The sequence below is a fragment of the Moorena sp. SIO3B2 genome, assembly GCF_010692525.1.
Taxonomy (GTDB): domain Bacteria; phylum Cyanobacteriota; class Cyanobacteriia; order Cyanobacteriales; family Coleofasciculaceae; genus Moorena; species Moorena producens.
This window is the reverse complement of the sequence record NZ_JAAHHE010000319.1, coordinates 1-6,883: the sequence shown is the minus strand read 5'-3', so window position 1 is coordinate 6,883 and position 6,883 is coordinate 1. Positions and strand designations below refer to the sequence as shown.

7 protein-coding genes are annotated in these 6,883 nt (G+C 42.9%); 6 read left to right on the top strand and 1 reads right to left on the bottom strand.

Translation table 11 applies throughout. From position 1 onward, the window contains the following. The 6 genes from F6K38_RS32395 to F6K38_RS32370 form a co-directional block, all read left to right on the top strand. Positions 1-292, top strand: a 292-nt coding sequence (locus F6K38_RS32395) for a hypothetical protein (protein ID WP_287359197.1), incomplete at its 5' end; no start/stop codon positions are given. 24 nt (positions 293-316) lie between these two features. Further along, the gene (locus F6K38_RS32390) at positions 317-1,258 is read left to right on the top strand and encodes a methyltransferase (protein ID WP_008179320.1); all 942 of its coding nucleotides are present in this window, start codon (positions 317-319) and stop codon (positions 1,256-1,258) included. 57 nt (positions 1,259-1,315) lie between these two features. Next, positions 1,316-1,723 carry a cupin domain-containing protein gene (locus F6K38_RS32385; protein WP_008179317.1) on the top strand — a complete coding sequence of 136 codons (408 nt, stop codon included), beginning with the start codon at positions 1,316-1,318 and terminating at the stop codon, positions 1,721-1,723. Positions 1,724-1,748: 25 nt separating this feature from the next. Then, complete coding sequence (locus F6K38_RS32380) at positions 1,749-2,504, top strand: SDR family NAD(P)-dependent oxidoreductase (RefSeq protein WP_008179315.1); 756 nt, start codon at positions 1,749-1,751, stop codon at positions 2,502-2,504. Positions 2,505-2,592: 88 nt separating this feature from the next. Beyond that, positions 2,593-2,967: a four helix bundle protein gene (locus F6K38_RS32375; RefSeq protein ID WP_071986791.1), complete on the top strand. Its 375-nt coding sequence runs from the start codon at positions 2,593-2,595 to the stop codon at positions 2,965-2,967. Between the two features lie 98 nt (positions 2,968-3,065). Continuing rightward, on the top strand, positions 3,066-6,110 hold the full coding sequence (locus F6K38_RS32370) for a non-ribosomal peptide synthetase family protein (protein WP_008179311.1): 3,045 nt from the start codon (positions 3,066-3,068) through the stop codon (positions 6,108-6,110). A gap of 129 nt (positions 6,111-6,239) precedes the next feature. Here F6K38_RS32370 and F6K38_RS32365 read toward each other — a convergent pair. After that, positions 6,240-6,883, bottom strand: a 644-nt coding sequence (locus F6K38_RS32365) for a glycoside hydrolase family 10-like protein (protein ID WP_287359195.1), incomplete at its 5' end; no start/stop codon positions are given.

The window sequence follows — 6,883 nt, the reverse complement described above, 5'->3', positions numbered from 1 at the left end:
TGTAGATCTTAATAAAAACTACAGCTATCTAAAAAATTTATGTTTAATTTACAAAAAGGGTGCCCAAATATTTTTAGAATACATCGATGAGTTAGCTCAAGGATATTCTTTTCCTTTTTCTTGGGATGTAAAACAGGATCTTAGTAAAAGAACATATTATCGTACTCCCACTTACCAAGAAGTTAATCAAATGGAGGATTTGGGCATACAACTATTTTATTACAGTGAATTTTGCGAAATTCTAGCATATTATTACCTAGAAAAAACAGTTGAAACTTTCCAATTAGTGTAGCTTTACCGAAGACAAATAGAATTAATGAAAACTCCAGATCTGAATTTAGAAACAGACAAAGATTTCTGTACACAAAAAACAATTATTACCTACGACTCGGACAGTAACATTGATTATCAGTCTTTAGAGGCGGGCACGATTGTCAAATATCATCTCAGTAATGACTTAGATATTTTACTAGAAAGCCATCCTAATGCTTGGACACCTTCTTCACTATTTTCCCTCACAATGTGTGAGCTAGTAGCTGCTGATGATTGTAGGGGCAAGGTGGTGATGGATTTTGCTGGTGGCTTAGGCATGTTTGGCATAGTCGCCGGAAAAGGTGGTGCAGCTCAGGTAATTGGCACGGAATTAAACCCTTATGCCGTTACCCTGCAAGGAAGCAATTGGGCATTGAATGGTCTTAACCCAAAAGATTTCCAAAGTTTTGAGTCTAACTGCTTTGCTGCAATTCAAGGGAATCGAGAGATTGAAGGGAAAGTTGATCGCATTTATCTCAACCCGCCAGCACTACCTGATACGGAGGAAAAATTGCAAGCAAGGCTGAAGTTTGCTGACCAATTTCGGGGTGAAGAATGGAACCGCAATGGCGATCGCGGCAGACTAGTAATGGACACTTTAATTACCCAAGGTAGTTCCTACCTGGCACCAGGAGGGGAAATTCTCTTCATCGCCACCAGTAAAAATGGCCCCAGACTAACCCATAGGTTAATGGAAAAATACTGGGGAAAAGGAATTGAAAGCGATAGTGACAATCCTTTAGACTATTCTATTAACTGGGAAGAGCGGGGTGATGCCAATTGGGCTGTTGTCCACAGAATTAATGTTGCCTTAGCTAACTATCACACAGAGTTTGTCCAAAGCTATCAAAAACTAGCAGATCTAGAAGGAGAACCCTCCCCCTTTCTAGAAGAAGAGGGCAATCTCTATCAGCAGTTATATTTTATCCGTGCCAAGAAAGCATGAGTAAACTCCTAAGTTTTGCTCATGCTAAAGTAACTTTAGATTTAAGAGAAAAAAGCAATGTCAAACCACGCAAAGATCATCAATAAAGCTACTGCCGAAAATTTTCAATGGGGAACTGGCTGTCAAGGATGGCATTTATTAGCCAATGACAATTTAACCGTTGCACAGGAAATTATGCCTCCCAACAGCAGGGGAGTAGAACATTACCACGAAGTTGCCCAACAGTTTTTCTTTATACTTGAGGGTGAAGCATCTATAGTAATTGAGAACACAACACATGTTCTTAATTCGGGTGATGGCATACTAATATCTCCGGGAGCGCTGCATCAAATTAGGAATGAATCAAGCAATGACCTACACTTTATAGCCATTTCTTCGCCGAACAGCTTTCACGATTTTAAGAACGAAGTGGGAGAAGTGCCTGCGGATTGGAAACCAGATTTCTTTCCTAGCCAGAAATCCTGAATCTTAACCTAATGGAACTAATGCAATGATCAAGATCGCAGAAAAAACATTTCTGGTAACAGGAGCAGGAACAGGAATCGGCTACTCCATCGCCGAACATCTTATTGGGTCAGAAGCACGAGTTGTGGTGCACTGTAATTCCCATATTGAGCCAGCCCAGAAGTTAGCATCCGAAGCAAAAACGGATTGTGTTGTAATTCAAAAAGACTTATCCGAGCCCCAAGCAGGACAAGAATTAGTGGAGGAAATTATTAATCTGGGATATGCCATTGATGGTGTTGTTAATAATGCCGCCATCATGACCGAACTCAGCTTGGATGATAATCCCTCAGTCTGGGAAGAAAAATGGCTCAAAACTCTTCAAGTTAACCTGATTGCTGTTAGTTCCATCACCAGACGCGCCATAGAACACTTTAAGTCCAAGGGAGGAGGAATTATTGTCAATATTTCCAGTCGTGCAGCTCATCGTGGTGACACCCCAGAGTGTATGCACTATGCAGCCTCCAAAGCAGCACTGAGTAATTTCACTAAAAGTATTGCTCGAAACTTCGCGGCTGATGGCATACTAGCCTATTCTATTTGTCCCGGCTTTGTTGATACCGAGATGACTGCGGAATTTACCCAAAACTATCCTCTGTCTGAGATATTATCAGGTATTCCCCTACAGCGAATCGCCCAGCCAGAGGAAATTGCTGCCATGGTGGTTTTCCTCTTATCCGGACAAGTCCCCTCGGCAACTGGAACCAACATTGATATTAATGGAGCCTCATACGTGCGCTAGAGTGCATCAGAGAAGTGGTGTTAGGTGTTAGGTTTTGGGTGTTAGATGTTGGGCTTTAGATAATGACTAAACGAAAAAGGTGATCCAGGTGATCGAAGTTAAGAGTTATCGAGACTTAAAGGTTTGGAATCGGGCAATGGACTTGGTTGTACTATGCTACCAACTTACTTCTAAGTTACCAAAAACTGAGATTTATGGACTGAGCAGCCAAATTCAACGAGCTGCCGTTTCAATTCCAGCTAACATCGCTGAGGGGAAAGGGAGACTGCATTTGGGAGACTATATCCATCATCTCTCCATAGCTAATGGATCTCTGAAAGAATTGGAAACACATTTGCTAATTACTGGTAGATTATCTTATCTTAAAAACTCGGAGTTACAACCTGTTTTAGAGCTAAGCGATGAAATAGGAAGAATGCTCAACATTCTGATCGAAAAACTCAAGGATAATAAGAAAAATTAGGTCATCGGAAGAATTGGTGTTTTACCTAACACCTAACACCTAACACCTAACACCTAACACCTAACACCTAATACCTAACACCCAAAACCTCAAAGTATATGAATACCATACCTCAGTTATTTGAAGCCCAGGTAGAACGAACACCTGATACTATTGCGGTTGTGTGTGACAACCAGCAGTTAACCTACCGAGAACTTAATGGCAAAGCGAACCAGTTAGCCAGCTATTTGCGCTCCTTAGGTGTAGAACCGGAAACCCTTGTGGGGATTTGTGTGGAGCGTTCTATCCATACAGCGATCGGACTTTTGGGGATTCTTAAAGCAGGGGGGGCTTATGTGCCCTTAGATCCATCCTATCCGAGCGAGCGTTTGGAGTTCATGCTCCATGATACCCAGGTGTCAGTGCTGTTGACGCAACAGAAATTGGTGGCGGAAATTCCCGAATATCAAGGACATCTAGTTTGCTTGGATACAGATTGGCAGAAAATAGCTGTAGAAAGCAATACTAACCCAGTCGGTAGGGTTGGAGCAGAAAACTTAGCTTACATTACCTATACTTCTGGGTCAACCGGAAAGCCAAAAGGGGCAATGATGCCCCATAGAGCGGTTTGTCAAAGCTGGGGCTGGCTTCAAGAGACTTTTCCCTATCAGAAAAGCGATCGCGTTTTGCACAAAGCCTCTCTCAGCTTTGATGTTTCCAGTCGCTGGGAGTTATTTTGGCCTCTAATGGCTGGAGCTTGCGTTGTTTTAGCAAAACCAGACGGTGAAAAAGATAGTGCTTACATAGTTCGGCTAATCGCCCAAGAGCAAATTACCGTTGCTTATTTTGTTTCCTCTATGCTCTCGATTTTCCTGGAAGATCCGGGCTTGAAGAGTTGCAGGAATCTCAGACGAATCTTTGTAGGTGGGGAAGCATTTCCCTTTGCTCTCAAACAACGCTTTTGGGAGAGCCTTCCCAATTGCGAAGCAATTGAAATCTACGGCTCTACTGAAACCATTGTTGTTAGCTCCTGGAACTGTCAACCAGAACCAGAACCGCGTAACTTTTCTATAACTCGCCCGATTGCTAACCTGCCAATTTATATTTTAGACCAGCAAATGCAACCCGTTCCCAGAGGAGAAACTGGGGAACTTTACGTAGGCGGAGACTATCTCGTCAGGGGGTATCTCAACCGCCCAGAATTAACAGCAGAAAAATTCATCACCAACCCCTTTGAAAATTCAAAAGTCATAGACGCGAAAGCGGCTTCTCGAAGAGTAAGTCAAAAGTCAAAATTATACAAAACAGGAGACTTAGCTCGCTATCTTGCCGATGGTAATATTGAGTTACTCGGTCGTAGCGATCATCAGGTAAAAATTCGCGGTTTCCGCATTGAACTAGGGGAAATTGAAGGAGTACTTACTCAACACCCTGTGGTGAGACAAGCCGCAGTAATTGCTAGGGAAGATATTCCGGGTGACAAGCGCTTAGTCGCTTATATTGTCAGCACTGTGGGTGAAGAATCTCGGATAGAAATTGTGCCAGAATTGCGAAGACTTATCCAAGCAAAGCTGCCAGAATACATGCTTCCTGCCGCATTTGTGGTTTTAGACGAGTTGCCCCTAACCCCTAATGGTAAGTTAGACAGGCGATCGCTCCCTGCACCTAATCCCGAACGACCTATTTTAGAGCAAGAATTTGTCCCACCCCGTACCTCACTAGAAACAAAATTAGCCCAACTCTGGAGTCAGGTTTTACACATCCATCCAATTGGCCTGAGGGACAACTTCTTTGAATTAGGAGGAAATTCTCTGCTAGCAATTCGGCTCCTTTTCCAAGTAAGACACGCTTTTGGAGTTGATTTCCCCCTACGCACCTTGTTAGAAGCACCCACAGTAGCTAACATGGCTGAAGCAATCGATAAATTCAGCAACTCAGAAGAGGCTGCAGGGATTGAAAGCATGACTGTGGAAGAGTTGCTTTCAGAAGCCGTTCTAGATCCCACCATCAAACCGAACTTTACTTCTGTTGGGTATTATTCCGAACCCAATGCTATTTTATTGACTGGAGCAACGGGATTTCTCGGTGCTTTTTTACTCGATGAACTCCTCAGACAAACCCAAGCCAGGATTTATTGCCTGGTTCGTGGCTGTAAGACTACTGCTGAAGGCAAGCAGAAAATTACCAACAACCTAGATCGCTATTTACTGGAATATGAAAATTTCAACTCCCGGATTATTCCAGTGATAGGGGATTTGTCCCAGTCACTTTTGGGACTACACGACCAACAGTTCGAGGAGCTAGCGCGGGAAATCGATATTATCTATCATTCTGCCACTTTCTTGAATTTAGCCTATCCCTACACAGCTATGCGAGCAGCCAATGTGGGAGGAACTCAGGAAATCTTGAGATTAGCCAGTCAAATCAAACTCAAGTCCGTCCATTTTATCTCTTCACCCGCTATTTTTAAGTCAACAGGGTATTTCAACAAGCCATCCATTCGAGAAGAAGACCCTCTGGAAGATTGTGAAGTAGTCTATGGAGGCTATGCTCAAAGTAAATGGGTAGCAGAAAAATTGTTGAAAACCGCACATTCTTTTGGTATTCCGGTTAGTATATACCGACCAGGGACGATTAGCGGGCACAGTAAAACTGGCGCATCTAATGCCGAGCAAACCTTAGGTCGCCTGCTCAAGAGCTTTGTCGAGCAAGGCATTGCTCCCGATCTCAATATTGAATTCGATTTGACACCAGTAGACTATGTTAGTCAAGCCATTGTTTATCTATCTAGGCAGAAAGAATCCCTAGGAAAAAGCTTCCACTTAGTCAATCCTCAGTGTTTGCAGATAGGGGAGCTAGTCGATCTCATTCGTTCTCTCGGCTACCTTATCGAGCAAATAGACTATCCCGATTGGGAATCAAAAATGCGGGATGTGATCTTGAGTTCCCCAGAAAATGTTTTAAGTCCCATCTTGCCGTTTTTAACGAAAAAAATTCCTGGAACTCAGCTAACCTATTTAGAGGCATCCTCTTTCACGTCAAAGTTGGATTGCGAAAATACTGTTAAGGGACTTGCTAAGTCTGGTATTACTTGCGCGTCCCCAGACAGCCAGTTGCTTCGGGTTTACCTTCGGCAAATCGAAGAGTTTCCATTTAGCATGTAGGAGGGATAGAATCGATTGATATGATTTCGATATATACTCCGACGACTAGACATCTCCGAAAAATAATTAAATTGTGGTAAACTAATAGAAAATAGCGTTTATAGCAACAGACTTCAATTCAGCAACGGCTCAATTCGATTTCTTCCAATCCTCTATATTTGGTGCTTTCACGAACTCAGGAAACATGACCTCAAAACCGCTCTGACGCTCAGAAGCTGGTTCATCACTCATATTCAACAAGGTTTCATAGAAGAAAAACGACACACCAGCAAATCCCCGCAGTCGGACAGCATCCACTTGCCGCTGAATTTGTGATACCGGAACTAAACGAGTTCTGAGACCACTTAAAATCCCAATTCCTACCGGAATATGACTCCGTGCTCTTTTGACTTCTGTCTTGTCTAATTCCGAGATAAAAGTGCTGAAATTATCTCGATAAATCTGGACAATTAGTTCCTCTACCAAACCCCGTTGTTCCCAAGTTGCCCAATCAGCTAAAAAGAATTGGTAAGAAAAACGCTGGGGATTGGGAGATAGGGAAATAATCACATCATTGTTACTGTCTTCAACACTGTCTTTAACTGCTCGAAACAGCTTGGTTAGGAAATCCGTAATTTTATTTGCTCGCCACCGTACCCATTCCTCATCCTTTGGGTCAGTGGGGGGAGATTTACCTTGGTGTTCTTTTTTGTACAATTCTACTGTGAAGTCATCGTAACCAAAGGTCACTGGCAAGCCAAAGTGGTCATCGAATTGGATCCCATCAACATCAT